The organism is Lysobacter antibioticus (assembly GCF_001442535.1).
Classification (GTDB): domain Bacteria; phylum Pseudomonadota; class Gammaproteobacteria; order Xanthomonadales; family Xanthomonadaceae; genus Lysobacter; species Lysobacter antibioticus.
Window position 1 is genome coordinate 3,442,857 of record NZ_CP013141.1, and the last position, 25,136, is coordinate 3,467,992.

Consider the following 25,136-nt stretch of genomic DNA (forward strand, 5'->3'; position numbering starts at 1 on the left):
GGCGGAGCCGGCCATGGCGGCGACGCCGGCGGCTGGGCCGCGGCCGCGGCCTGCGCCCGAATCGCAGGCATAAAAAAAGGCGCCGTTTCCGGCGCCTTCGCAAAACTGGCGGAGTGGACGGGACTCGAACCCGCGACCTCCGGCGTGACAGGCCAGCATTCTAACCGACTGAACTACCACTCCGCGTTTTGAAACTTCCGCATCCGCCGCGCCGCGATCGCGCAAAAAACGAATGCTCTCACTTATATAAAACAAAGGCGCCGTTCCCGGCGCCTTTGGCAAAACTGGCGGAGTGGACGGGACTCGAACCCGCGACCTCCGGCGTGACAGGCCAGCATTCTAACCGACTGAACTACCACTCCGCGTTTTGAACTCTTTCAACCGAATCCTGACTCGTGTGTCTTGCCTGACTTCATCTTTCGGATGACGTCTTGGCAGAAAGACCAGCGAGACTGGTGGGTGCTGAGGGTTTCGAACCCCCGACCCTCTCCGTGTAAAGGAGACGCTCTACCGCTGAGCTAAGCACCCGAGTGCATCGGATTCTGCTTGGCGATGCCCCAGGCACCGCCGGCGAGCTGCTTAGTTTACAGCATCCTTCAGCGCCTTGCCAGCCTTGAAGGAAGGATTCTTCGACGCTGCGATCTTGATCGTTTCGCCGGTCTTCGGATTGCGACCCTGGCGGGCGGCGCGCGCGCGCACCTGGAAGGTACCGAAGCCTACGAGCGTAACAGTGTCGCCCTTCTTGAGCGCCTTGGTGACGACGTCGATCAATGCATCGACGGCGGCGGTAGCGTCGGTCTTCGACAGCTCGGCGGTTTCGGCAACTGCCCCTACGAGATCGGCCTTGTTCATTATTTTCTTGACTCCTGTGCGGATTGGACCGCGTGTTCTGAGAATCGGATCTACGCCATGCAGGCGTACGTCCCGATCAAGCGTGCCGCGCTGCAGAAGCAGGATTTCCTGCAGCGCGGTTGCGGTCGTTATACCAGCGGCATTTTGGGGGCGCAAGCGTGAAAGCTAGCAGCGACGCGGCTTTCAGCGCTTTTTTCGGGTTTCCGACCGACGGCCCGACTTAATGCTTGACGTCGGGCTGCGCAGCCGTCTTGCCGCCGTCGCGCACCGCCAGCTCACCCTCGCCGGAGGGCGGCGTCGGTGCGATAGGACGTTCCAGCGCCAGGTCGAGCACCTCGTCGATCCAACGCGCCGGCACGATCTTGAGGCCCTGCATCACGCTCTTGGGCAGGTCGGAGAGATCCTTGCGGTTCTCCTCGGGAATGATCACGGTGCGGATGCCGCCGCGCAGCGCCGCGAGCAGTTTTTCCTTGAGCCCGCCGATCGGCAGCACGCGTCCGCGCAAGGTGATTTCGCCGGTCATCGCGACGTCGGCCTTGACCGCGTTCTTGGTCAACATCGACACCAATGCGGTGGCGATGCCGATGCCCGCGCTCGGGCCGTCCTTCGGCGTCGCGCCTTCGGGCACGTGCACGTGCACGTCGTGCTTCTGCAGGAACTCGACGTCGATGCCGAGCCGTTCGGCGCGCGCGCGCACCACCGACAAGGCCGCCGATGCGGATTCTTTCATGACGTCGCCGAGCTGGCCGGTCAGGATCAGCTGACCCTTGCCCGGCACCAGGGTGGCTTCGACCTGGAGCAGGTCGCCGCCGACTTCGGTCCAGGCCAGGCCGGTGACCAGGCCGATCTCGTTCTGCTCTTCGGCGCGGCCGAAATCGAAACGGCGCACGCCCAGGTACTTCTCGAGATTCTTCGAGCCGACGCTCATCGCGCCGTCCTTGTCCTTCTTCAGCTTCGGGCCGGCCAGGGCGATTTCCTTGACCACCTTGCGGCAGATCTTGGAGATCTCGCGCTCGAGGTTGCGCACGCCGGATTCGCGCGTGTAGTAACGCACGATGTCGCGCACCGCCGATTCGGCGATCTTGATTTCCTCGACTTTCAAACCATTGGCCTTGATCTGCTTGGGCAGCAGGTAGCGCATGGCGATGTTGAGCTTCTCTTCCTCGGTGTAACCCGGGATCCGGATCACTTCCATGCGGTCCAGCAGCGGGCCGGGAATGTTGAGCGAGTTCGAGGTCGCCACGAACATCACTTCGCTGAGATCGAGGTCGACTTCGAGGTAGTGATCGTTGAAGGAATTGTTCTGTTCCGGATCGAGCACTTCCAGCAGCGCCGAAGACGGGTCGCCACGGAAGTCCATCGACATCTTGTCGATTTCGTCGAGCACGAACAGCGGGTTCTTGCTGCCGACCTTGTTGAGGTTCTGGACGATGCGGCCCGGCATCGAACCGACGTAGGTACGGCGGTGGCCGCGGATCTCGGCTTCGTCGCGCACACCGCCGAGCGACATGCGCACGAACTTGCGGTTGGTCGCCTTGGCGATGCTCTGCCCCAGCGAAGTCTTGCCCACGCCCGGCGGACCGACCAGGCACAGGATCGCTCCCTTCATGTTCTTCACCCGCGTCTGCACGGCGAGGTATTCGAGGATGCGCTCCTTGACCTTTTCCAGACCGAAGTGGTCGGCGTCGAGGACGTCCTGCGCGGCCTTGAGGTCCTTGCGGATCTTGCTGCGCTTCTTCCACGGCACGCCGAGCAACCAGTCGAGATAGTTGCGCACGACCGCGGCCTCGGCCGACATCGGCGACATCTGCTTGAGCTTGTTGAGCTCGGCCTTGGCCTTGGTTTCCACCGGCTTGGGCATGCCGGCCTCGGCGATCTTGCGCGCGAGCTCGTCGACGTCGTTGGGGGCATCGTCGATCTCGCCGAGCTCCTTCTGGATCGCCTTCATCTGCTCGTTGAGGTAGTACTCGCGCTGGCTCTTCTCCATCTGCGACTTGACCCGGCCGCGGATGCGCTTCTCCAGCTGCTGCACGTCGATTTCGCCGTCGACCAGGCCGACCAGCTGTTCCAGGCGCGCGCCGATGGCGTGGGTCTCAAGCAGCTTCTGCTTGTCGCCGATGCGCACGCCCAGGTGCGCGGCGACGGTGTCGGCGAGACGGCCGGGCTCGTCGATGCCGGCCAGGGTCTGCATCAGCTCCGGCGGCAACTTGCGATTGGTCTTGACGTACTGCTCGAACAAACCCATCAGCGAGCGCGCGATCGCCTCGACTTCGCGTTCTTCGCGGTCGATCACCGGCTCGACCATGTCGGCCTGGCCGGACAGCGCGCCGTCGCGTTCGAGGACGTCGCCGACCTTGACCCGCGACACGCCCTCGACGAGCACCTTGATGGTGCCGTCGGGCAGCTTGAGCAACTGCAGCACCTGCGCGAGCGTGCCGATCTCGTACAGATCCTCGGCGACCGGATCGTCGGTCTCGGCGGATTTCTGCGCGACCAGCAGGATGCGCTTGTCGGATTCCATCGCCAGGTCGAGGGCGCGGATCGACTTGTCGCGGCCGACGAACAGCGGGATCACCATGTGCGGAAACACGACCACGTCGCGCAGCGGCAGCACCGGCAGTTGCAGGATTTCGTGTTCGGTACGGTCGGACATGCGGACTCCAGATGTATGCGTTAGGCAGCCACTACGGCGGCCACGCCCGATTTATGGGGTTGGCGCCCGAACGATGCAAGCACGACATTGGTCCCAACGCCGCCAGCATGCGCCAAACCCTTGCCAATCAAGACATTGAGGCGATTACGGCACTCAATGTTCCAGCCAAGTGTTCAGTATCACCGCGTACTGACATCTGAAGTCGGCCCGGGCGCACGGAACCGGCCGCCGCGGCCGGTTCCAACCGCTTGCGCTGACGACTGCCCTCCCCGGGCCACGATGGCGCGGCTCCTTACCGGATCAGACGCCGGCCGAGGGCCGGATCGGACAAAGGAGGTCCTGGGAGGCGGCCTGCGCAGCCCGGCGGGATGGCCTGGCGGGGATGGCCGCGGACAAGGCGAGAGCAGGCGAGCGGCGCTCGCGGGGCCCTGAGCCTGGTCCGCGACGCAGGCAGGCGCTTGGTGCGGCCCGGGCGGATCGCACCTGAGCGAACCGAAGCTCCCCAGCCTCGATGCGCCGCCGGATCGGCGTTGCCGACCCCGGATGGCAAACGCCCCGGCAGGGCCGGGGCGTTCGGGGTTCACTCGGCCGCGGCGACTTTCGGCTGCGCCGGCGGCGTCTGATAGATCAGATACGGCTCGGACTTGTGCTCGATCACCGACTCGTCGACGACCACCTTGCTGACGTTCTCCAGCGAAGGCAGTTCGTACATCGTGTCCAGCAGGACCGACTCGACGATGGTGCGCAGGCCGCGCGCGCCGGTCTTGCGCTTGAGCGCGCGACGGGCGATCGCCGCCAGCGCGTCGGGACGGAATTCGAGCTCGACGCTCTCCATCTCGAACAGCTTGCGGAACTGCTTGGTGATCGCGTTCTTCGGCTCGGTGAGGATCGAGATCAGCGCCGCTTCGTCGAGTTCCTCGAGCGTGGCGACCACCGGCAGGCGGCCGACGAACTCGGGGATCAGGCCGAACTTGATCAGGTCTTCCGGCTCGACCTCGGCCAGGATGCGGCCGATGTCGATCTTGCGCTCGCTGCTCTTGACCTTGGCGCCGAAGCCGATGCCGCCGGCCTCGGTGCTGCGCTGCTGGATGATCTTGTCCAGACCGGCGAACGCGCCGCCCACCACGAACAGGATGTTGCGCGTGTCGACCTGCAGGAATTCCTGCTGCGGATGCTTGCGCCCGCCTTGCGGCGGCACGCTGGCGATGGTGCCTTCGATCAGCTTCAGCAGCGCCTGCTGCACGCCTTCGCCGGAAACGTCGCGGGTGATCGACGGGTTGTCGCTCTTGCGCGAAATCTTGTCGATTTCGTCGATGTAGACGATGCCCTGCTGCGCTTTTTCGACGTCGTAGTCGCACTTCTGCAGCAGCTTCTGGATGATGTTCTCGACGTCTTCGCCCACGTAACCGGCTTCGGTCAGGGTGGTCGCGTCGGCGATCGTGAACGGCACGTTGAGCAGGCGCGCCAGCGTTTCGGCCAGCAGCGTCTTGCCCGAACCGGTCGGGCCGACCAGCAGGATGTTCGACTTCGACAATTCGACGTCGTCGTTCTTCTGCCGGCTCTCGATGCGCTTGTAATGGTTGTATACGGCCACCGCCAGGGTGCGCTTGGCGCGCTGCTGGCCGATCACGTATTGGTCGAGCACTTCGAGAATCTCGCGCGGCTTCGGCAGATGGCTGCGGGCCGACTGCGCCTTCTCCTCGAGCTCCTCGCGGATGATGTCGTTGCACAGCTCGACGCATTCATCGCAGATGAAGACGCTCGGGCCCGCAATCAGCTTGCGGACTTCATGCTGGCTTTTACCGCAGAACGAGCAATACAGGATCTTGTTGCTGTCGCCCGTGCTGCGTCCTTGTCGATCGTCGGTCATGCTTTGGCCCGTTGGTGCTCGAATCGTACTCATATTCCCGATTGGCCATCTCGGCAAGCGCCAAAATGGCCGTTCGGCTATCGCAGCCCGAGAATAACACACCCCCCGGCCCCGCCCTGCGGGCGGGACTGGCGGCGGTTACCCAGTGCGATCAAGGGTTTGCGCGTCAGGACGAACGGTCAGGCGGCCTGGACCGAGTCGTCCGGACGGCGCTCGAGGACCTGATCGATCAGGCCGTATTCGCGCGCGGCTTCGGCGCTCTTGAAGTTGTCGCGCTCGGTATCGCGCGCGATCGTCTCCAGCGCCTGGCCGGTGTGCTTGGACAGGATCTCGTTGAGGCGCTGACGCAGGGTCAGGATCTCGCGGGCGTGGATGTCGATGTCGGTCGCCTGACCCTGGAAGCCGCCGAGCGGCTGGTGGATCATCACGCGCGAGTTCGGCAGGGCGTAACGCTTGCCCTTGGCGCCCGCGGCGAGCAGCAGCGCGCCCATGCTGGCGGCCTGGCCGACGCAGATCGTGCTCACGTCCGGCTTGATGTACTGCATGGTGTCGTAGATCGCCATGCCGGCGGTGACCACGCCGCCCGGCGAGTTGATGTAGAGGCTGATGTCCTTTTCGGGATTCTCGGCCTCCAGGAACAGCATCTGGGCCACGATCACGTTGGCGACATGGTCGTCGACGCCGCCGACGAGGAAGATCACGCGCTCTTTGAGCAGGCGCGAATAGATGTCGTAGGCGCGTTCGCCGCGGCTGGTCTGTTCGACCACCATCGGCACCAGATTCAATGCTTTGGTTCGGTTGTCCATTTCAACGGCACCTATTGGCTGACGTGGAGTGCGCTTGTAATGCAAGCGCGGTCCGGCCAACTTGGGGCCGGCCGGACCGCAGCGCAAGAGGCGCGATTGCTAAAAGCGGTATTACCGCCAAGCACGCCCGATCGGGAAAGCTCGAAAGCCGCCGATCAGGCCGGGCGGATCGCTTCGCTGAACGACAGCGGCTGCTCGGTGTGCTGGGCGCGCTCGGCGATCCAATCGATCACCTGCTCCTCCATCACCCGGTTCTGCAGACCGGCCATCAGCTGCTGGTCGTTGCGGTACAGGTCGATCACCTGCTGCGGCTCCTCGTAGGTCGAGGCGATCAGGCGCAGGGTCTCGTTGACGCGCTTGGGCTCCAGGCGCAGCTCGTGACGGCGGGCGATCTCGCCGACCAGCAGGCCGACCAGCACGCGCTTGCGCGCCGCGTCCATGTAGTTCAGGTGGGCGTCGGCCGGGGCTTCGATCTGGCGGCCCTGGCGACGGGCCTGCTCGACGGTCTGCCAGACCATGTCGCGGGCTTCGTTCTCGACCAGCTTCGGCGGCATTTCGACCGACTCGTAGGCGGCGATCAGCTGCTCGCCGACTTCGCGGCGCAGGCGGGTCATCAGCGCGCCCTTGAGCTCGCGCTCCAGGTTGGTGCGGATGTCGTTACGGAACTGCTCGGCATCGCCGCTCTTCACGCCGAAGCTCTTGATGAACTCGGCGTCGACTTCCGGCAGGACCGGCTCGGAAACGTGGTTCAGCTTCAGGTGCACGCTGGCCTTTTGGCCGGCGAGCTGCGGGGCGCGCCATTCGGCCGGGAATTCGACCTCGGCGACGGTTTCCTCGCCGGCCTTGAGGCCGACCAGGGCGTCCTCGAGCGGCTTGAACATGGATTCCGAACCGATCACGGTGCTGCCGTGCTCGGCGCCTTCGGCCGGCAGACGCTCCTCGCCGACCTGGGTCCAGGTCTCCAGCTCGACCACGTCGCCCTGCTGGGCGGCGCGATCGACCGACTTCAGGGTGCGGCGCTGCAGGCGCAGGTTTTCGATCATCGCGTCGATGTCGGCGTCGGCGACTTCGGCGACGTGACGGACGATGTTGAGCTTGGCCACGTCGATGTCGCCGAAGTCCGGCACGACCTCGAAGGTCGCCACGTAGGACAGCGTCTCGCCGCCTTCGTTGGCCGGCTCGATGCGCGGGTTACCGGCGATCTGCAGCTTTTCCTCGCGGATCGCGTTGCCGAAGCTTTCGCGCAGCATGCCGTCGAGGATTTCGGCCCGCACCTGCGCGCCGAAACGCTGCTCGATGACCTTGGTCGGCACCTTGCCGGGGCGGAAGCCCTTGATCTTGGCGCCACGCGCGATTTCGCGCAGGCGGCCGCCGACCTGGTTTTCCAGGTTCTCGGCCGGGAGGCTGAAGGTCAGTCGGCGTTCGAGCGAGCCCAGCGATTCGAGCGAAACTTGCATATCCACTCCTGCGACCACGGCACTCGCCGCAGCACGATGTTGATGATCTTGTCCGGCCGCCGTTATCGACGAGACCCTCGCCGGCCAGCGGAACTTGCTAGTTTGGCCGATTACGGGCCGGGCTGCCAGCGTCGCACGCCCGAAAGGCCGCCTGGACGGGGTCGAAGGGCCGAAAACGGCGGTTTTCGCGACTTGGGTCGCAGCCGGGGCGGTTTGGGGGCTGGTGCGGGCTGCCGCGGGGCGGGCTGCCGCGGGGCGGGGTCCGGCGGTGGCCGGACCGGCTGGCGAACCGCGCGGACGACCCGACCGAGCCGGCCAAGAGCTTGAGCCGGAACCCGGCCGGAGGTTTCTGCAGTCGCGCCGGCTGGCTGCCGACCCGACGGCTTGGTGCGAAAGGCGGGACCCGAACCCGCACGGGGGTTACCGCTAGAACCTAAATTTTGGGGTTCGGCTTCGGGGACGCCAACTTATGCGACTGGGTGACGCCAGGGGTGACATTTGTGACGGAGGCGACGCGGGCGCCGCGCCAGGCTTACCCAGGGATGGCCGCAAGCAGCCTCGACTGCAGATTATTGGGCTTGTGGTGCATTGCGACCGTCCAGGCCAAATCCGGCCGCGCGGAGAGCACCAGTTCAAACGTGTCGCGGATGCAACGGTCGATGCGAGGCCCATGCCCTCCGATCAACGACTCCACCAATGCAGGCACCACTCGCCCGAGGAGCCCGGGGTGCCCACTCACCGAGTAAGCCAAGGACTGGAGGGCGTGGGATCGTCTCAGGTTGTGCGGCTCGGTCTCGGCAAGCGCGACCAGATCCTCGACGTACTTGGCGGCAAGCTCGGGCCGAATCTTTGCGAGCACACGAATGGGCCAGGAGGATACCGTGACGACCCGATTGGTCTCATCTTGCTCGTGCGCAGCCGCAAGCGACTCCGATAGAACGCGCTCCTGGTCGCGGCCAGTCATGTACTCAGCAGTTGTCGCCAGGGCCTGACACCGATACCACGGATGTTTGATGCCGCGCGCCGTCTCCAGAGAACGGCCGATATCAAGTGGCGCGAGTTTTCCGGCACGCGCCCGCCCGGCCACATCCTCCCGCGTGATCTCCATCTCGCTCATCGGGCATCCAGTCCAACGTCCGTCAAGTGCATTGAATTATGCACAGCATCGCGACTGCCCCAAGACATCAAACGTTCGCCTGCGAGCGACATCCCACTGGCAGCAGGAACGAGCGGCAATGGCGTGCGGTCTGCGCCCCCCCCTATTCCACCAATCGCAATGGACCAGCGCAGCCCTGGAATGGCATCCAGTCCGGCTACCCGGCTCGAGCAGCGAAGAAGCGAGGCACGGCAAGGCACTCGGCGCTCAAGCAGGCGGCAATGCAGTCGGGGAATTGGCGCCCTTGCATTCCGATCCAGGGCGATATCCGTGACAGGGACACCCCAGAACCGAACGTAATGAGCAATACAATCAATATGTTAGATGGTGCGAAAGGCGGGACTCGAACCCGCACGGGGGTTACCCGCTGGAACCTAAATCCAGTGCGTCTACCAATTCCGCCACTTTCGCCCAGGGCCGGCATCGCATGGATGCGGCCGGCGCATTCTAGCCGCCGCGCCGGAAAAAAGCGCCTGGCGCCCAAGCCATCGTGCCCTACCCAAGGATGACCCGGGCACGCGCAGCCGGCCCGACTTCGCATGCAGTTGGGAAGTCCTGCGCCTCGGCGGCAGACCATGCCGATGCGCACCGACGACGAGGCGGACTCGATCAACTATCTGTGGATGCAAGGCGATAGCCAATCGCCGATCACCGTCATCCGCGTTCGCGCGCCGCTCGGCGGCGACGAATGGCCTGGCGTCTATTGCAGGTCTTACAGGCAAAAATCGCGGGCAAAGAAAAAGGCAGCTGGATCGCTCCAGCTGCCTTTCGATTTTGGTGGGCTGTCAAGGATTCGAACCTTGGACCTATTGATTAAGAGTCAACTGCTCTACCAACTGAGCTAACAGCCCGGTGAAACTAGGTGCGGAACTATACAGAAAAAATCAGTACCGCACAACAACTGGGGTGGAAGACGGGATTTGAACCCGCGACCCCCGGAATCACAATCCGGTGCTCTAACCAACTGAGCTACATCCACCATAAACCTGCTACTGCAACGCACGTTATTGAAACACGAACGCACGTTTACGAAAACTTTTTTGGCGCGCCCGGCGGGACTCGAACCCACAACCACCGGCTTAGAAGGCCGGTGCTCTATCCGGTTGAGCTACGGGCGCCAGATTACATCTTAACTGACGGCCGAGCTTGCTCGATGGATGGTCGGGGCAGAGGGATTCGAACCCACGACATCCAGCTCCCAAAGCTGGCGCTCTACCAGGCTGAGCTATACCCCGAGCCGGGACTCCCGCGACACGCCAAGACCGCGAAAGGCCGCATAGTGTGGGCGGCGCTTTGTTCCCTGTCAATCGTGCGTTGCCGGCGCCGCGCCGCCCTGCCCGAGCCGGCGCCGCTTGTGCGATGTATGCTTCGACCCTATCTAGTATCCATTCTCGAAACCGCGTTTTTCCAAGGAGCAAGACCATGCGCAGCGGCAATCCCGCATTGAAGGACTCGACCTTCCTCGACCTCGGCACCGGCTCGGTCGTGCGCGGCGGCGACCAGGTGATGACCCTGAACGGTACGGTCAACAAGACCGGCGTGTTGTTGCTGCTGACCGTCATCACCGCGTCCTTCGCCTGGAGCCAGGTCCAGATCACCGAGCTCGGCGCGATCGGCGCCGGCCCCTATGTCTGGGGCGGCGCGATCGGCGGCCTGATCCTGGCCCTGGTCACCACCTTCAAGAAGACCTGGGCGCCGGTCACCGCGCCGCTGTACGCGCTGGTCGAGGGCTTCTTCCTCGGCGCGATCTCGTCGATCTTCGAGGCCAAGTTCCCGGGCATCGTGATCCAGGCGGTCATGCTGACCTTCGGCACCCTGTTCGCGCTGCTGTTCGCGTATCGCTCGGGCCTGATCAAGGCGACCGAGAACTTCAAGCTCGGCGTGGCCGCGGCCACCGGCGGCATCTTCCTGATCTACCTGGCCACGATGGTGCTGGGCCTGTTCAACATCAACATCCCCTACATCCACGAATCGGGCCTGATCGGCATCGGCTTCAGCCTGTTCGTGGTGGTGGTCGCGGCGATGAACCTGGTGCTGGATTTCGACTTCATCGAGACCGGCGTCGAGCAAGGCGCGCCGAAGTACATGGAGTGGTACGGCGCGTTCGGCCTGATGGTCACCCTGGTGTGGCTGTACATCGAGTTCCTGCGCCTGCTGTCGAAGCTGCAGTCGCGCAACTGATACGGGCGGTTCGTGTTTTGCAAAGGGCGCCTTCGGGCGCCCTTTTCTTTGCCTGGATTTTGGGGCGCGTCCGGGTAGGAGCGATGGCTCTCGCCTGCACCGCAACTTCGAAGCGCGATGCGAACACATGCCCCGGAAACGACGACGGCGCCCTCGGGCGCCGTCGTTGCTTCGCTGCGAAACCTTCGGATCAGGTGCGGCCTTATCAGAAGCGGTCTTCGTCGTCGGTCTCGAACTTGCCTTCGTAGCCTTCCGGCGGCGGCGGCTGATCGCCGACCGTCCACAGGCGCTCCAGGGCGTAGAACTCGCGCACGCGCGGCAGCATGACGTGGACGACGACGTCGCCGAGATCGACCAGCACCCACTCGGCCTCGCGCTCGCCTTCGACGCCCAGCGGCATGACGTCGAGGTTCTTGGCGAACTTGACGACTTCGTTGGCGATCGATTTGACGTGACGGGTCGAGGTGCCGGAGGCGATCACCATGTAATCGGTGACGCTGCTCTTGCCGCGCACATCGATTTCGACGACATCCTTGGCCTTGAGTTCTTCGACCGCGGCGTGGACCGTCTTGAGCAACAACGCGGTCGGCGGCGGCGGGTTCGGCAGCTGGGTCTTGATGACTTGGGCTTGGCTGGTCAAGGGGAAATCGGCTCTGCGTGACGGGGTTGTGGCGGGATTATACCGAAGCGCCGCGCAGGGCTCGCACGCCGTACAGACCATGGCGTTCTATATAGCCCGCGACGGCCGCCGGAACGTACTCGCGCCAGGGTTCTCCGGCGGCGATCAGCGAACGTACCTGGCTGGCCGATTCGGCATGGAGCGGCTGGTTCAAGCGGAAAACCCGCCCGGCCGGGGCCTGCCTCAAGGCCTCGACCTCGGCCGTCTCGCGCCCTGCTGCGAATGCGATGCGCCCGGCTTCGAGGGGGCTGCCGGGGCGCTCGGCGACCACGAAGTGGGCCAGGTCGAACAGCGACTGCCACTCTTTCCATTTCGGCAAATCGAGAAAACTGTCGGCGCCGACCAACAGCGCCAGCGGCTGCTCCGGGCCGACCTCGGCGCGGACCTCGCGCAGGGTCTCGACCGTATAGGAGCGACCCTCGCGGCGCAGTTCGCGTCGGTCGACCATGAGTTCGTCTTCGCCGGCGGCGGCCAGGTCGAGCATGCGGGCGCGGTGCTCGGCGCTGGCGCCGGGCAAGGCGCGGTGCGGCGGGTCGGCCGCGGGCATCAGCCGCACCTGCGCGCGCAACGTGTCGCGCGCGGCGCGGGCGATCGCCAGATGACCGTCGTGGATCGGATCGAAGGTGCCGCCGTAGAAGACCAGCAAGCCCATGGGCGGCAACTCAGGCGCCGGACACCGCGAGCAGGCGCAGCGCACGCGGCTCGGCGACGGCCAGCAACAGGCGTTCCAGGGCGACCCAGGCGTCGCCGCTTTCGCGGCCCTTGGCCATGCGGTCGACGCGGCCGGCCTGGGCCAGCAAGGCCTCCCAGCGGCGGGCGTCGTGACGCTGCAGGGCGCGGCGGTACATGGGTTGTTTCGAGTCCCAGATCCGCTGCGCCTTGAATTCGGCGTTGATGTTGCCGCCGCGCGCGTTAACCCGCGCCAGGGCGGCGGTGCGCTGCAATTCCATCACCACCATGCCGAGCAAGGCCGGCACCGCCTCGCCTTCGGCGCGCAGGCCGGCGAGCATGCGCGAGACCTGCCCACCCTGCCCGTTCATGGCCGCGTCGAGCACGCGGAACACGTCGAAGCGCGCGGCATCGGCGACCAGAGTCTGCATGCGTTCGAGGTCGATGGTCTCGCCGTCGGACAACAGGGCGAGCTTGTCGACTTCCTGCGCGGCCGCAAGCAGATTGCCCTCGACGCGCTCGGCCAGGCTCTGCACCGCGTCGCGATCGGCGCGCAGGCCGCGCGCGCGCAGGCGGCGCTCGATCCATTCCGGCAGTTCGTGCGGCTTGATCGCCCAGGCCACGGCGATGTGGCCGACGCGGCCCACTGCTTCGCTCCACTTGCCGCCGTGCTGCTTGCTCCATTCGCCCGCGGTGATCAGCAGGTTGACGTCGTGCGGCGGGTCGGCGCAGAAATCGGAAATCACTTCGGCGCCTTCCTTGCCGGGCTTGCCGCTAGGCAGGCGCAGCTCGATCAGGCGTCGGCTGGCGAACAGGCTCGGCGCGCGGAAGGCGCCGGACAACGCGTTCCAGTCGGGTTCGCGTTGATTGCCTTCGGCCTCGTACACCTCGCGTTCGTCGATGCCCTGCTTGCGCGCGGCGGCGCGCACCGCATCGGCGGCTTCGAGCACGCGCAAGGGCTCGGGCCCGGCGATCAGATAGACCGGCCGCAGGGCTTCGCTGTCGAGTTGGGCGAGCAGACGCTCGGGCGTCAGTTCCATGGTCGCCGACGCAGGCCGTGAGCGAGGATCAACGGCGTTCGGTGACGGCGCCGATGCGGCGAAGCACCGCGGCGCTCATCTCGCGACGCATTTCGCGCATCAGGATTTCGCGTTCGCCTTCGGTACCGATCGCGTTGACCGGGTTGGAGACGTAGTCGCGCGCCAGCTCGATGCTCTGGCGCGGCACCAGGGCGGTGCCGTCGGCCTTGCGCAGTTCGAAGGCGACGGCGTAGCGCAGGCTGTATTCCTGGACGCGGCCGAGTTCGTCGAGCGCGGCCGGGGTGTCGCCCCAACGCTCGGACAACAGATCGAGCACCGCCACTTCGCTGGAATCGGCGGTCGCCGGCACCGCGCCGGCGCGGGTCAGCGCCTGGGCCAGGGATTCGGCGAGCGGGCTGTAGCGGTCGGCGGAGACCACCCGCACCGGACCGAGGTCCGGCGGCAGGGTCAGGGCCTGGCGCAACTGGAAACCGCAGGCCGACAAGGCCAGCACGAGGACCGCCAGCGAGGTGCGGGCAGTCGCGCGGAGAAAGGGGGTGCGAGGCGTCATGTGGCGAAGTCTGGACGAGGCGGCTTCGGGCATCAATAGGAAGCCTGAACCGCATTGGCGCCGAAGCGGTCGCAGCCGTGGCTGCGTCTGCGCCGGCGTTCGGAAACCGGCGGCGCGCCGATCCGTCGGCGCTCAGTAGCGGATCGCGTGCCCGGCGAACAGCGCCTGCGGCGTCTGCGCACCCGGCAGCGCCATGAGCCGGTCGAGCCAGGCCTGCACCGCCGGCCAGCGCTCCGGCCAGGTGCTCATCGCGAAACCGGCGGCTTCGGCCCAGGGCTCGATGGTGAAGAACAGATAGCCGCTGCAGGCGACGTCGGCGATGCTCGGCGCCTCGCCCGCCAGCCACGGCGTCTGGGCCAGTTGCGCCTGCAGCCGGTCGAGATCGGCGAGCGAGCGGCGGTCGTACCAGGCCAGCACGGCCGGGTCGTAGTGGCCGAACTGGCGGCCGTAGCGCGAGTGGGCGACGTTGAGGCTGACCCGGTTGGCTTCCCACGACAGCCATTCGCGCACGTGCAGGCGCTGTTCGACGGTCTGGCCGTCGAGCGCGCCGGCGCGAGTGGCCAGGTAGTCGAGGATCACGTTCGACTGGCACAGCACCAGATCGTCGATGCGCAACACCGGCACCTCGCCGTGCACGGCGAGTTCGCGGAACTCCTGCGACCGCCGATCGCGCGGGCTGCGGATGTCGACGTGGCGCTGCTCGAACTCGATCCCGAGCAGGCGCAGGGCCAGGGCGACCTTGTAGCTGAAACCGGAGTCGGGGTGGCAGTAGAGGATGGGGGTCATGGGGGCGGGTTCGCGGGTGTTGGAAGGTAAGGGCTGAAGGCTCGATAGCTTGGGAACTAAAAGCAAATCCCCCCTGCCCCCCTTTTCCAAAGGGGGGAACAGCGACAGCGGTGACGACGGTGCCCCGCAGCAGCGGCGACGGCGGCAACCATGAGCGCGCCGCTGCGGCTGCTACTGCTGCCGCTGCGGCTGGGACTACGGCTGCGATTGCGATTGCGATTGCAGCTGCAACGACAACGACGCGGCCGGCCGACTAGTCCCCCCTTTGGAAAAGGGGGGCCAGGAGGGATTTGCTGTTGCTGTTGCTGTCCGCTCTTATCAGCCCGACTACCGACGCGGCGAACTCAGCTCGCGACGATATTGACGATCTTGCCCGGCACCACGATCACCTTGCGCACGGTCAGGCCTTCCATGAACTTGACCACGTTCGGTTCGGCCAAGGCCAAACGCTCGGCGTCTTCCTTGGCGACGTTGACCGGCACTTCGATGGTGCCGCGCAGCTTGCCGTTGACCTGCACCGCCAGGGTCACCACGTCGCGCGCCAGCGCCGAGGTGTCGACCGCGGGGAACGGCAGATCTTCGAGCAGGGTCTCGTCATGGCCCAGCACCTGCCACAGCGCGTGGCTGGCGTGCGGGGTGATCGGGTTGAGCAACAGCACGATCGCCGCCAGCGCTTCCTGGCGCAGGGCACGGCCGTTGGCGCTGGCATCGTCGAACTTGCCCAGGTGATTGAGCAGTTCCATGACCGCGGCGATGGCGGTGTTGAAACTGTGGCGACGGCCGTAGTCGTCGCCGACCTTCTGGATGCACTCGTGCAACTGCCGGCGCAGAGTCTTCTGCGCGGCGTCCAGGCTGGCGATATCGAGCGCCGGCGCGGCGCCGTCGGCCGCGTGGCGATGGACCATGGTCCACAGGCGGCGCAGGAAACGCGCCATGCCTTCGACGCCGGCTTCGTTCCATTCCAGCGACTGGTCCGGCGGCGCGGCGAACATCGAGAACAGACGCACGGTATCGGCGCCGAACTTACCGACCATCAACTGCGGGTCGACGCCGTTGTTCTTCGACTTCGACATCTTCTCGGTGCCGCCGATCTGCACCGGCTGGCCGTCGGCCTTGAGCGCGGCGCCGGTGATGCGGCCGCGTTCGTCGCGCACGATCTCGACGTCGGCGGGATTGATCCAATCCTTCGAGCCGTCGCCGTTGTCGCGATAGAAGGTGTCGGCGATGACCATGCCCTGGGTCAGCAGGTTGGTCGCCGGCTCGTCGCTGTTGACCAGGCCCTGGTCGCGCAACAGCTTGTGATAGAAGCGGAAATACATCAGGTGCAGGATCGCGTGCTCGATGCCGCCGATGTACTGGTCGACCGGCAGCCAGTAGTTGGCGCGGCCGTCGACCTGCTCGGAGGCGCCCGGCGAGGTGTAGCGCGCGTAGTACCAGCTCGACTCCATGAAGGTGTCGAAGGTGTCGGTTTCGCGCTCGGCCGCGCCGCCGCACTGCGGGCAGGTGGTCTTGCGCCATTCCGGGTCGGCCTTGATCGGCGAGGTGATGGCGCCGGCCTTGGCGTAGGCATCCGCCACGTCTTCCGGCAGCACTACCGGCAACTGGTTTTCCGGCACCGGCACGTCGCCGCAGCTCGGGCACAGGATCACCGGAATCGGGCAGCCCCAATAGCGCTGGCGGCTCACGCCCCAGTCGCGCAGGCGGTAGTTGACCCGGCGCGCACCGCGGCCTTCGGCCTCCAGCTTGCTCGCCAACGCATCGAGCGCCTGCTGGAAATCCAGGCCGTCGAGGTCGCCGGAGTTGACCAGCCAGCCGCGCTCGGTCCAGGCGCCCTGCTCGTCGATGCCGCTCTGGAATTCCTGGACCACCTGCACCGCGGCGGTGGTGCCGTAGACGTCGACCGAGGCCGCGCCGCCCAGGGCGCTGCGCATCGGGTCCTTGTGCTGGGTGGCGACGTCCTCGCCGATCTCGGCGAGCGCATCGCGCACCGCGTCGGGCACGATCACGGTCTTGATCGGCAACTGATAGCGCTTGGCGAACTCCCAGTCGCGCTGGTCGTGACCGGGCACGGCCATGACCGCGCCGGTGCCGTAGTTCATCAGCACGAAGTTGGCGACGAACACCGGCAGCGCTTCGCCGGTGACCGGATGCAGCGCGCGCAGACCGGTGTCGCGGCCGCGCTTTTCCTGGGTTTCCAGTTCGGCCTCGGACACGCCGCCCTGGCGCAGCTCGGCGATGAACTCGGCCAGGTCGCTGTCGCTTTGCGCGGCGAGCGCGGCCAGCGGGTGCTCGGCGGCGATCGATACGAAGGTCACGCCCATCAAGGTGTCGGGGCGGGTGGTGAACACGTTCAAGGGTTCGACCGCGGCGCCGTTCTCGTCGCGCACGTCGAAGCGGATCTCCAGGCCTTCGCTGCGACCGATCCAGTTGCGCTGCATGGTCTTGACCGCTTCCGGCCAGCCCGGCAGCGTGTCCAGGCCGTCGAGCAGCTCCTGGGCGTAGTCGGTGATCTTGAGGAACCACTGCGGGATTTCGCGCTTCTCGACCAGGGCGCCGGTGCGCCAGCCGCGGCCGTCGATCACCTGCTCGTTGGCGAGCACGGTCTGGTCGACCGGATCCCAGTTGACCACCGAGTTCTTGCGGTAGGCCAGGCCCTGCTTCATCAACCGCACGAACATGCGCTGCTCGTGGACGTAATAGTCCGGCGTGCAGGTGGCGAACTCGCGCGACCAGTCGATGGCATAGCCCATGGTCTTGAGCTGCGCCTTCATGTGGGCGATGTTGGCGTAGGTCCACTTGGCCGGCGCGGTCTTGTTCTTGATCGCGGCGTTCTCGGCCGGCAGGCCGAATGCGTCCCAGCCCATCGGCTGCAGCACGTTGAAGCCGGTCATGCGCTTGTAGCGCGAGATCACGTCGCCGATGGTGTAGTTGCGCACATGGCCCATGTGCAGCGCGCCCGAGGGGTACGGCAGCATCGACAGGCAGTAGTACTTGGGCTTGTCCGACGTTTCGTCGACCTCGAACGCGCGGGTGGCGTCCCAATAGCCTTGGGCGGCGGTTTCGACGCTGCTCGGGTCGAAGGCCTTGGTTTCACTCTTGGGGTCGTGCGGGGCGTGGGGGACGTCGGTAGACACAGGCGGGCATGAGCGGAAGGACAGGACCGGCAAGCCTACCGCAGCGCACCAAGGCCCGCCATGCGCGGACGGCCGCGGCTGCGGCCGCAAGACCCGCGACAGGCCGTCCTGCCCGCCTTGGCCGGCCCTGCCCGGCATCTGCGAAGAAGGCCGGCCCTCGCGGACCGGCCTTCGGTTTTCACGCCTGCGACCAGGGTGCAGCGCTCCGGCGCAGGCGCCGGCGTGCGCTCAAACGCACTCGAACGCGACGACCTGCCCCTTCTCGTTGTAGATCGGACGGACGGTTTTCCCCATCGGGCAGAACTTCGGCAGGTTGCCGATGACTCCGCCCCGGGTACGGTCGGGAGCCGGTGCGGTGCGGACATCGGTGGCCTGGACGGCCCCGGACAACAGTACGGCGGCGAGCAACAGCGACAGCTTGATCATGACGGTCGACTCGTTCTGGACGAACCGGATGGATGCCGACGAAGGGCCTGTGCGGCCGATGCGGGCCTCCGGTCCGGCCGGCCCGCATCGGCCCCCAAGTTGCAGTCATGCATGACCCTTGGCAACGGTGCGCGGCCGAATCGGCGGCTAAGATCGGCCAACTTCGTCCCGGAATCCGCATATGACCCGTCTCGCCGTCGCCGTCATCGCCGTCCTGTCCGCCGCCCCGGCCTATGCCGCCCCCGCCGCCGCGGCCGAACCGATGGCGTTGCAATGCGGCCGCTTGTTCGACGCGCGCAGCGGCAAGTTGCTGGAAGCGCGCACCGTGGTGGTGCGCGACGGCAAGGTCGAGCAGGTCCTCGACGGCCGCGCCGAGGCGCCGGGCACGCGCACGGTCGACCTGTCCGGCCACACCTGCACCCCCGGCTGGACCGACCTGCACGTGCACCTGGGCGACCAGTCCAGCCCGAAGAGCTACGAGGAAGACTTCCGCCTAGACCCGGTCGACTTCGCCTTCCGCTCGGTCGGCTACGCCAACAAGACCCTGATGGCCGGGTTCACCAGCGTGCGCGACCTCGGCGGCGAAGTGAGCCCGCATCTGCGCGACGCGATCAATCAGGGCCTGGTCGCCGGCCCGCGCGTCTGGGCCGCGGGCAAGTCGATCGCCACCACCGGCGGCCATGCCGACCCGACCAACGGCTATAACGCCACGCTCTCGCACCTGCTCGGCCCGCCGGGCCCGACCGAAGGCGTGATCAATTCGGTCGACGAGGCGCGCCAGGCGGTGCGCCAGCGTTACAAGGACGGCAGCGACGTGATCAAGATCACCGCCACCGGCGGCGTGCTGTCCTACGCCAAGTCCGGCGACGCGCCGCAGTTCACCGTCGACGAGGTCAAGGCCATCGTCGACGCCGCCAAGGACTACGGTTATCGGGTCGCCGCGCATGCGCACGGCACCGAAGGCATGAAGCGCGCGGTGCTCGGCGGGGTGACTTCGATCGAGCACGGCACCTACATGACCGACGAAGTCATGTCGCTGATGAAGCAGAAAGGCACCTGGTACGTGCCGACCATCTATGCCGGGCGCTTCGTCGCCGACAAGGCCAAGATCGACGGCTACTTCCCCGAGGTGGTGCGGCCGAAGGCGGCGAGGATCGGTTCGCTGATCCAGCAGACCGCGGCCAAGGCCTACAAGAACGGCGTCAAGATCGCCTTCGGCACCGACATGGGCGTCGGCCCGCACGGCGACAACGCGCGCGAATTCCTCTACATGGTCGAAGCCGGCATTCCCGCCGCGGTGGCGCTGCAAGCCGCGACCATCCGCGCCGCCGAAGTGCTCGGCGTCGACGATCAGGGCGTGATCGAAGCCGGCAAGCGCGCCGATATCGTCGCCGTGCCGGGCAACCCGCTCGAGGACATCAATGCGGTAATGAAGGTCGATTTCGTGATGAAGGACGGACAGATCTTCAAGCAGGCCTTGTAAGCGCCGCGCCGGATCGCTGCGAACGCCGGCGTGCGTCGGCGTTCGCAGCCGCCTGCCTGCTCCGGCCCAGTTCCAGTTCCAGTTCACAGAAAAGCTGCCTGTGCGCTGCCTGCGGCGCCAGCACCGCCGTGCCCGTGAACTGAGTCACGGCGGGCCCGCCGCGTGCGTGGCATAAGCACGGTGCCGGGCCAGCATCCGGCACAGGACATTCAAACGCCGCAGTACATCGAGGCCGCTCGCGCCTCCCGGCCCACGCTTCACCGAAAGGGAGTTCGAATGAAATCGCCCTTGCTCGCCGCCGCGGTCTGCGCGACTGCCCTCGGCAGCCTGCTTTCGATGACCCAGGCACTCGCGGCCCCGCCGTGCCCGGAATGTTTCTATCCCTACCGCGCCTGCATCCGCAGCGCCGTCACTGCGGAACAGCAACTGGCCTGCGAGCTCGAATACGACGACTGCCGCGCGACCTATTGCGAATTCACCGCCACCGCGAACGACGCGCTGCTGCCGCGCGAACGCGACCTGGCCTCACCGGTAGAAGCCGCGCGCATCGTCGACACGCGGCAAGGCGCGCGCTGAGTTCCTCGCCGCGCGGCTCGGCACCTCCGACGCCGCGCGCTCCAGGACCGCCGTCGCCGCAGCAAGGTCGGCCGCGGACGTCGCGTCCGCGGCAGGCGCCGAATACGATCGACCTTGCTGCGGCGTCGGCACCTGTCATCGAAGCGAATGCGCGCGGCGCGCATTCGCGGTCGTGTGCGCAGCATCGACATTGCGCCGCTCGGTATCAGTTTCCGGGGCGTTCGCCGCGCGCCGTGGCCACATAAGCCACCAACCAGATCAGCAAGGCGAGCCGCTGGGCGATCGGCGCCGGCAATACGCCGATGTCGGCGCCGAGCACCGCGACCAGCACCAGAGCACCGGACAACACTTCGACCGAGATCAGGCCGCGCCACGCCTGCAGGCCGCGCGCACCGATCGCGAGCAAGGCCGCGCCGGCCACGAAGGCCAGCCACCACAGCATCCAGGCGGTCGCATGCAGACGACTGGCCGGCGCATCCAGGTCGGTCGAATCCAGCGCGAGCCCGCCCTGCGCCGCCCAGGCCAGGGCCGACAGGCACCACAGCCAGGCACCGATGCGCGCCATCGCGCCGGCGCTGCGCAAGCGTTCGCGCAGCCGCCAGGCCACTACCGCCAACAGCAGCCCCGGCACCATGAAGCCGAGCAGATTGAAGGCGGCCGCATGGGCGATGCCGTCGGCACCGAGCAGGCCCGGCGGATGCAGGCGATGCGAATAACCTTCGAGCGCCGCGCCGAAACCGAGCAAGGCGCCCAGGCAGCACAGCGCCGCCGCCAATGCGAGCGCCTGCATGCGGCCGCGGCGCTTGCCTGCGCCGGTGTTGGCTGCGTCGGTGTCGGCCGCGACCGCCGGGCCGGTGTTCGGGTTCGATGAGCGCTTCATCGCGTCATGCTAGCGTGCGCACCCGCGGCGCGCGCTTGCCTTGCGCCCGATCGCCCCCACTTCGGGTTCCAACCCGAGCACCACGCAGACGAGCCAGACGATGACCGCAACCGCCAAGCCCCACGTCTTCGACGCCACCGCCGATCGCTTCCAGGAAGAGGTGCTGCAAAAATCCCTGCAGGTGCCGGTCCTGATCGATTTCTGGGCCGAATGGTGCCAGCCGTGCAAGACCTTGGGCCCGATCCTGGAAAAGCTGGCGGCCGACTACAACGGCGCCTTCGAGCTGGCCAAGGTCGACGTCGAAGCCGAACAGCAGCTCGGCGCCGCGTTCCAGATCCGCTCGATCCCGACCGTGTTCCTGGTCAAGGGCGGCCAGTTGGTCGACGGCTTCGCCGAGGCCCTGCCGGAAAGCGCGGTGCGCGAATTCCTCAAGCACCACGGCATCGAGCCGGCCGAGGCCGCGCCGGCCGAAGAGGCCATCGCCGAGCCGGCGGCGGTCGATCCGCACGACGAAGTCGTGCGCTTGCGCCACGAAGTCGCCGAACAGCCCGACAAGGCCGAACTCAAGCTCGACCTGGCCCTGGCCCTGCTCGCCACCGGCGCGGCGCAGGAGTCGGAGCAGTTGCTCGACGCCCTGCCGGCCAACCTCGCCACCGACGACCGCAGCCTGCGCGCCCGCGCCCGCCTCGGCTTCCTGGCCGTGAGCAAGGACGCGCCGCCGGTGCAGACGCTGGAGGCCGCCATCGCCGCCCAGCCCGAAGACCTGCAAGCCCGCTACCTGCTCGGCGCACGCCTGCTCGCTGCCGGTCACGACCAAGCCGCGCTCGAGCACTTCATCGAACTGCTGCGCCGCGACCGCGCCTATCAGGACGGCCTGCCCCGCAAAGCCCTGATCGACGCCTTCAAGGTGATCGAGGACCAGGACCTGGTCGGCCAGTACCGCCGCAAGATGGCCTCGCTGCTGTTCTGAGCGGTCTGAGCCGGGCCGGTGCGCGGGGATCTGCGGGCGGCCGAGGCTAGCCCGCCGGCCCCGACCAGGCGAAGACTTGACTATACGCATCCGTATGGCAGGCTAGACCGGCCTTCGCCACCCTTGCCCCCATGAAAGCCCGCACCCTGCGCCACGGCCTCAATCTGTGGCCGCCGTTCCTGTTTTCCGGCATCCACGTCGCCGCGATCGCCCCGGACTACCGCCAGGCCACGGTCGAGCTGCGCATGCGCCCCTGGAATCGCAACTACGTCGGCACCCATTTCGGCGGCAGCCTGTTCTCGATGACCGACCCGTTCTGGATGCTGCTGGCGATGAACGCCCTCGGCCGCGAGTACATCGTCTGGGATCGCGCCGGTTCGATCGAGTTCGTCAAACCCGGGCGCGGCACGGTGCGCGCCGACTTCCGTCTCGACGACGACGTGCTCGACGAACTGCGCAAGGCCACCGCCAACGGCGACAAGTACCTGCACTGGTTCGACACCGACGTGGTCGACGCCAGCGGCGAAGTAGTCGCCAAGATCCGCAAACAGCTGTACGTGCGGCGCAAGCGCGACAAGCGCAGTCCGGACCGCACCGACGACCGCTGATTCCCGCGCCATTCCGCCTGCTGCGCGCAGGTATGGTGCGGTCGCAATGCCGCCAAATGCGGCAATTGTTGACCGATTGCTCATCTCCGGACGGTCGACAGCGCCATCGAACAGACCGGCCGACGGCGCCGCCAGTGGACCAAGGTCCAGCGCCCCTCTACTTGTCACGCCAGCCTGCCAAGCAGCACACTAGGCTCTTACGCGGGCACTGCGACAGCGTATGCTGTGCAGTCGCGACACGGGGCCGCGAATGTCGATCATCACAACGCAATCCGATGAACCCAGCGCGCCGATGCCGGAGATTGCCGGCTATCGACTGCGCCAGATCATCAACCACGGCGGCTTGTCCACGGTCTACCTGGGCGAGCAAGTCGCGCTTGGCCGCGAAGTCGCCATCAAGATCATGCTGCCGCACGCGCTGGCCGACGAAGTCAGCCGCCGTCGCTTCGAGAACGAAGTCCGCACGATCGCGCGCCTGGAACATCCCCACGTCGTCGGTATCCACGAAGTCGGCCGCACCCGCGAGGGCCTGCCCTACTACGCCATGCCGTTCCTGCCGCGCGGCCATCTGGGCAAGCGCATCGAGCAGGGTTTCTCGCGCGGCGAAGCCGAGGTGATCTCGATCGTCGAGCCGCTGCTGTCGGCGCTCGAGTACGCGCACTCGCGCGGCGTCGTGCATCGCGACGTCAAGGCCGAGAACGTCCTGTTCGACATCACCGAACGGCCGCTGCTGGCCGATTTCGGCATCGCCCTGCGCCGCGGTTTCGGCGCGCGCATGACCGCGACCGGCCTGGCCGTGGGCAGCACCGCCTACATGGCGCCGGAGCAGGCGCGCGGCGAAGAAGTCGACGGCCGCGCCGATCTCTACAGCCTCGGCGTGCTGTGCTGGGAAATGCTGACCGGCCGGCTGCCGTTCGAGGCGCAGGACGCGCTGTCGATGGCGGTCATGCACGCGCAGAACCCGATCCCGAAACTGCCGCCGCCGCTCAAGCACTGGCAGCGTTTCATGAACCGCGCCCTGGCCAAGCAGCCCGACCAGCGTTTCAGCGACGCCGCCGAAATGGCCGAGGCGGTCAGCGAGATCAAGCACCGCGGCGAGCTCTCGCGTTTCGGCCGGGTGGCCGCGCAACTGCGTCCGCTCAAGCGCTGGGTGACCCCGGCCTGGGCCGGCCTGGCGGTGGTCGCGATCGCCGTGGTCAGCATCGCCTTCGCCCTCAACCGGGTCGAGAAGGACGGTTTCTTCCGTGCCGAACTGCCCAGCGCGAACAAGAGCGGTGCGACCCGGATCGACAACGACCCGACCCAGGCGATGATGGCGCCGCTGCCGCAGGCGCCGCTGCAGGAGTCGCTGCAGAACGCCCGCACCTACATCGCCCAGGGCCGCCTGGCCTCGCCGGCCGACGCCAACGCCTACAACAGCCTGCTCACCGCCTGGCATCTGGACAGCACCAGTCCCGAAGTCGGCGTGGTGGTCGGCGAACTCACCCAGGCCTTCGGCGATGCCATGGCCAGCGATCTGCGCGAAGGCCGCGACCAGCGTGCGCGCGAGCACTTGGTCAACGCCACCGCGCTCGGCCAGCAGACCGGCACCGCCGACTCGGCCGCGCAACGCAGCCTGCGCGAGAAAGCCGCGCAAGCCCTGGAAACCCGCCTGGAACAGGCCGCGCGCCGCGGCGACGGTGCCGACGCCGGGCGCGTGATCGCGCTGGCCGAAGAGTTCGGCCTGCCGCGCACCGTTTCCACCCGTTTGATCGCGCAGGCGCGCGGCGTCGCCGGCGACGGCACGGTCGCGCGCGGCGTGGCCACGGTCGGCGCGGCCGCACCGGCCAGCAGCGTCGCGGTGAGTTTTAACCCGCGTCCGGTCAGCCGCGGCGAATACGCACGTTTCGTCAGCGCCAACCAGCGCGCACCGGCGCTGTGCCGCGAGCGCGCGTCCCTGCTGCGCGTGATCGCGCCGAAGGACTGGAAGGCCCCGGGCTTCGACCAGACCGAGACCGAACCGGTGGTCTGCGTGTCGACCTCCGACGCCGAGGCCTATGCGCGCTGGTACAGCCAGCAGACCGGCCGCCACTATCGCCTGCCAACCGCCGACGAAGCCCAGCGCATGTCGGGCGGCGGCGGTCGCGCGCTGTCGATCTGGTCCGGCGATTGCGGCCGCACCTGCCAGCAACGCCAGGTCGGCGGCAGTTCCTGGCGCAGCGGCTCGGCCCTGCGTCCGCTCAACGCCACCCGCGGCTACGACGACGTCGGCTTCCGCCTGGTGCGCGAACGCTGAGCCGCTGAGGCCGAGGCACGACGATCGTCGCGATCTAAGCCAAATCCCCCGCGCCAGCCGGCCCCCTCAACTTCAAGCAACGCAG

Annotated in this window: 20 protein-coding genes and 8 tRNA genes; 6 read left to right on the forward strand and 22 right to left on the reverse strand. The window is 66.9% G+C overall.

Translation table 11 applies throughout. The features are described from left to right. Positions 1 to 106 precede the first annotated feature (106 nt). From GLA29479_RS13850 to GLA29479_RS13915, 14 genes are all read right to left on the reverse strand, one after another. Positions 107 to 183, reverse strand: a tRNA-Asp gene (locus GLA29479_RS13850). A gap of 102 nt (positions 184 to 285) precedes the next feature. Next, a tRNA-Asp gene (locus GLA29479_RS13855) sits at positions 286 to 362 on the reverse strand. A gap of 91 nt (positions 363 to 453) precedes the next feature. Beyond that, a tRNA-Val gene (locus tag GLA29479_RS13860) sits at positions 454 to 528 on the reverse strand. A 51-nt stretch (positions 529 to 579) separates the two neighbouring features. Next, the gene (locus GLA29479_RS13865; RefSeq protein ID WP_031372509.1) at positions 580 to 852 is read right to left on the reverse strand and encodes an HU family DNA-binding protein; all 273 of its coding nucleotides are present in this window, start codon (positions 850 to 852) and stop codon (positions 580 to 582) included. 220 nt (positions 853 to 1,072) lie between these two features. Next, positions 1,073 to 3,505 (reverse strand): endopeptidase La, encoded by a 2,433-nt coding sequence (lon, locus tag GLA29479_RS13870; protein WP_057971944.1) that lies wholly within the window; start codon positions 3,503 to 3,505, stop codon positions 1,073 to 1,075. A 580-nt stretch (positions 3,506 to 4,085) separates the two neighbouring features. After that, entirely contained in the window at positions 4,086 to 5,375 is a 1,290-nt protein-coding gene (gene clpX / locus GLA29479_RS13875; RefSeq protein WP_031372507.1) for an ATP-dependent Clp protease ATP-binding subunit ClpX, read from the reverse strand. 179 nt (positions 5,376 to 5,554) lie between these two features. Then, entirely contained in the window at positions 5,555 to 6,181 is a 627-nt protein-coding gene (gene clpP, locus GLA29479_RS13880; protein ID WP_031372506.1) for an ATP-dependent Clp endopeptidase proteolytic subunit ClpP, read from the reverse strand. A 155-nt stretch (positions 6,182 to 6,336) separates the two neighbouring features. Further along, on the reverse strand, positions 6,337 to 7,638 hold the full coding sequence (gene tig / locus GLA29479_RS13885; RefSeq protein WP_057971945.1) for a trigger factor: 1,302 nt from the start codon (positions 7,636 to 7,638) through the stop codon (positions 6,337 to 6,339). Positions 7,639 to 8,170: 532 nt separating this feature from the next. Next, the gene (locus GLA29479_RS13890; RefSeq protein WP_248842734.1) at positions 8,171 to 8,755 is read right to left on the reverse strand and encodes a hypothetical protein; all 585 of its coding nucleotides are present in this window, start codon (positions 8,753 to 8,755) and stop codon (positions 8,171 to 8,173) included. A 364-nt stretch (positions 8,756 to 9,119) separates the two neighbouring features. Continuing rightward, positions 9,120 to 9,205: transfer RNA gene (locus GLA29479_RS13895), tRNA-Leu, on the reverse strand. A 364-nt stretch (positions 9,206 to 9,569) separates the two neighbouring features. After that, positions 9,570 to 9,645 (reverse strand) — tRNA-Lys (locus tag GLA29479_RS13900). A gap of 51 nt (positions 9,646 to 9,696) precedes the next feature. Next, positions 9,697 to 9,773, reverse strand: a tRNA-His gene (locus GLA29479_RS13905). Between the two features lie 62 nt (positions 9,774 to 9,835). Further along, positions 9,836 to 9,912, reverse strand: a tRNA-Arg gene (locus tag GLA29479_RS13910). 40 nt (positions 9,913 to 9,952) lie between these two features. Next, a tRNA-Pro gene (locus tag GLA29479_RS13915) sits at positions 9,953 to 10,029 on the reverse strand. 187 nt (positions 10,030 to 10,216) lie between these two features. On the opposite strand from GLA29479_RS13915, the gene GLA29479_RS13920 reads away from it, so the two are divergent. Then, positions 10,217 to 10,975 carry a Bax inhibitor-1/YccA family protein gene (locus GLA29479_RS13920; protein WP_031372504.1) on the forward strand — a complete coding sequence of 253 codons (759 nt, stop codon included), beginning with the start codon at positions 10,217 to 10,219 and terminating at the stop codon, positions 10,973 to 10,975. 205 nt (positions 10,976 to 11,180) lie between these two features. Here GLA29479_RS13920 and rsfS read toward each other — a convergent pair whose 3' ends face one another. From rsfS to GLA29479_RS13955, 7 genes are all read right to left on the reverse strand, one after another. Further along, positions 11,181 to 11,615, reverse strand: a complete 435-nt coding sequence (gene rsfS / locus GLA29479_RS13925) for a ribosome silencing factor (RefSeq protein ID WP_057917450.1) — start codon at positions 11,613 to 11,615, stop codon at positions 11,181 to 11,183. Between the two features lie 37 nt (positions 11,616 to 11,652). Then, positions 11,653 to 12,306, reverse strand: coding sequence for a nicotinate-nucleotide adenylyltransferase (gene nadD, locus GLA29479_RS13930; RefSeq protein ID WP_057971946.1), 654 nt, complete (start codon positions 12,304 to 12,306; stop codon positions 11,653 to 11,655). A gap of 10 nt (positions 12,307 to 12,316) precedes the next feature. Next, complete coding sequence (gene holA / locus GLA29479_RS13935) at positions 12,317 to 13,363, reverse strand: DNA polymerase III subunit delta (protein WP_031372501.1); 1,047 nt, start codon at positions 13,361 to 13,363, stop codon at positions 12,317 to 12,319. 28 nt (positions 13,364 to 13,391) lie between these two features. Further along, on the reverse strand, positions 13,392 to 13,913 hold the full coding sequence (locus GLA29479_RS13940; RefSeq protein ID WP_057917448.1) for an LPS-assembly lipoprotein LptE: 522 nt from the start codon (positions 13,911 to 13,913) through the stop codon (positions 13,392 to 13,394). A gap of 132 nt (positions 13,914 to 14,045) precedes the next feature. Further along, a complete protein-coding gene (locus tag GLA29479_RS13945; RefSeq protein WP_057971947.1) occupies positions 14,046 to 14,699 on the reverse strand; it encodes a glutathione S-transferase family protein in 654 nt (217 codons plus the stop codon). A 344-nt stretch (positions 14,700 to 15,043) separates the two neighbouring features. Further along, positions 15,044 to 17,833 (reverse strand): leucine--tRNA ligase, encoded by a 2,790-nt coding sequence (gene leuS, locus GLA29479_RS13950; protein WP_057971948.1) that lies wholly within the window; start codon positions 17,831 to 17,833, stop codon positions 15,044 to 15,046. Positions 17,834 to 18,061: 228 nt separating this feature from the next. Continuing rightward, entirely contained in the window at positions 18,062 to 18,259 is a 198-nt protein-coding gene (locus GLA29479_RS13955) for a hypothetical protein (RefSeq protein WP_031372497.1), read from the reverse strand. 181 nt (positions 18,260 to 18,440) lie between these two features. On the opposite strand from GLA29479_RS13955, the gene GLA29479_RS13960 reads away from it, so the two are divergent. Together GLA29479_RS13960 and GLA29479_RS13965 are read left to right on the forward strand one after the other, a co-directional pair. Then, on the forward strand, positions 18,441 to 19,742 hold the full coding sequence (locus GLA29479_RS13960) for a metal-dependent hydrolase family protein (protein WP_057971949.1): 1,302 nt from the start codon (positions 18,441 to 18,443) through the stop codon (positions 19,740 to 19,742). 276 nt (positions 19,743 to 20,018) lie between these two features. Then, positions 20,019 to 20,318: a hypothetical protein gene (locus GLA29479_RS13965; protein ID WP_057917444.1), complete on the forward strand. Its 300-nt coding sequence runs from the start codon at positions 20,019 to 20,021 to the stop codon at positions 20,316 to 20,318. Positions 20,319 to 20,523: 205 nt separating this feature from the next. Here the strand turns inward: GLA29479_RS13965 and GLA29479_RS13970 are convergent, their stop codons facing one another. Then, a complete protein-coding gene (locus GLA29479_RS13970; RefSeq protein WP_248842735.1) occupies positions 20,524 to 21,198 on the reverse strand; it encodes a DUF998 domain-containing protein in 675 nt (224 codons plus the stop codon). A gap of 100 nt (positions 21,199 to 21,298) precedes the next feature. Here GLA29479_RS13970 and GLA29479_RS13975 point away from each other — a divergent pair, with 100 nt between their 5' ends. The 3 genes from GLA29479_RS13975 (at position 21,299) to GLA29479_RS13985 (ending at position 25,051) form a co-directional block, all read left to right on the forward strand. Further along, the gene (locus tag GLA29479_RS13975; RefSeq protein WP_057971950.1) at positions 21,299 to 22,168 is read left to right on the forward strand and encodes a tetratricopeptide repeat protein; all 870 of its coding nucleotides are present in this window, start codon (positions 21,299 to 21,301) and stop codon (positions 22,166 to 22,168) included. A gap of 131 nt (positions 22,169 to 22,299) precedes the next feature. Beyond that, on the forward strand, positions 22,300 to 22,776 hold the full coding sequence (locus GLA29479_RS13980; protein ID WP_057971951.1) for a DUF4442 domain-containing protein: 477 nt from the start codon (positions 22,300 to 22,302) through the stop codon (positions 22,774 to 22,776). Between the two features lie 250 nt (positions 22,777 to 23,026). Beyond that, entirely contained in the window at positions 23,027 to 25,051 is a 2,025-nt protein-coding gene (locus GLA29479_RS13985) for a bifunctional serine/threonine-protein kinase/formylglycine-generating enzyme family protein (RefSeq protein ID WP_169795663.1), read from the forward strand. Positions 25,052 to 25,136 lie beyond the last annotated feature (85 nt).